This is a genomic window from Mesorhizobium sp. M1A.F.Ca.IN.020.06.1.1, assembly GCF_004023265.1.
In the GTDB taxonomy this organism is placed as follows: Bacteria; Pseudomonadota; Alphaproteobacteria; order Rhizobiales; family Rhizobiaceae; genus Mesorhizobium.
On record NZ_RZSR01001423.1, the window covers coordinates 1 to 1,029 of the forward strand.

A 1,029-nucleotide genomic window follows, 5' to 3' on the forward strand; every position below is an offset into this window, starting at 1 on the left:
GGCGGCCGTCTGCACACGGTTCTGGATATAGCCCTGCTGCAGGCTGTTGAGCACGCCGCCCTCGGCCTCGATGCGCTGGAATTCTTCCCAAGCCGCCGCGCAAAGACCGTCGGTCAGCGCCTCGACCGCTCCGGAGCCGCTGGCCGGATCGGCCACGTGATGGAGATGGCTCTCATGCGCCAGGATCAGCTGCGCGTTGCGGGCGACGCGGCGCGCCAAACCGGCCGGCAGTCCATGCGCGATGGTGTGCGGCAGGATCGAGACGGAATCAGCGCCGCCGGTCGCCGCGGCAAAAGCGGCAATCGCGGTGCGCAGGATGTTGGTTTCCGGATCCGCCATCGCCATCATGCGATAGGAGGTCTCGGCGTGGACGTTCGCCGTCGAGGCCGGGATCGAGCAGGCTTCCTGGATCCGCGCCCAGAGCTTGCGCAACGCCCGCACCTTGGCCATCGACAGGAACTGGTCCTGGTCGACGCTGAGGGCAAAGCCGATATAGGGCGCGGCATAGACCAGCGGCTGGCGCGCCTTCTCGAACATCCTGAGATAGGACACGGCGGAAGCCATCATCGTGCCGAGCTCCTGCGCCTCGGTGGCGCCGGCATTGTGGAAGACGCGGCCGTCCGCTTCGAGCAGCACGCCGGGCACGCCCATCGAGAAGAAATGCGCCAGCGATTGCGGCATTGACTCCTGCAGCGCCTCGATCGAGGTGCGCAGCCGTCCGGTGCCGGCGAAGATCGCCGCCGGGTCGATGCCGAAGGAAAGGTTGAGCTTCGCCGGATCGGAGCGGCGCCGGGTCAGGAAGGCGAGCAGCCAATCCGCCACGGCGCGGCTCCACGGATGCGCATCGATGCGCACCTGGACCCGGTTGAGCGGCACGCCGTCGAGCACCGTTTCCAGCGCCTCCGCGGTTCTCGGCAGGCCAAAGCCGAAGGCATTCGGCGCACCCTCGAAAACCAGCGACAGGCCGGTCGCGCCCTCAGCGATGTCCTGCAGCGCCTGGGCGCTGCAGGACATCGCTGAGGGCGCGAC

General features: G+C 68.2%; 1 protein-coding gene. It reads right to left on the minus strand.

What is annotated here, in order from left to right:
• A partial coding sequence (locus EOA60_RS34535) for a methylmalonyl-CoA mutase family protein (RefSeq protein WP_245502701.1) occupies positions 1–1,014 on the minus strand: 1,014 nt, incomplete at its 3' end.
• Positions 1,015–1,029 lie beyond the last annotated feature (15 nt).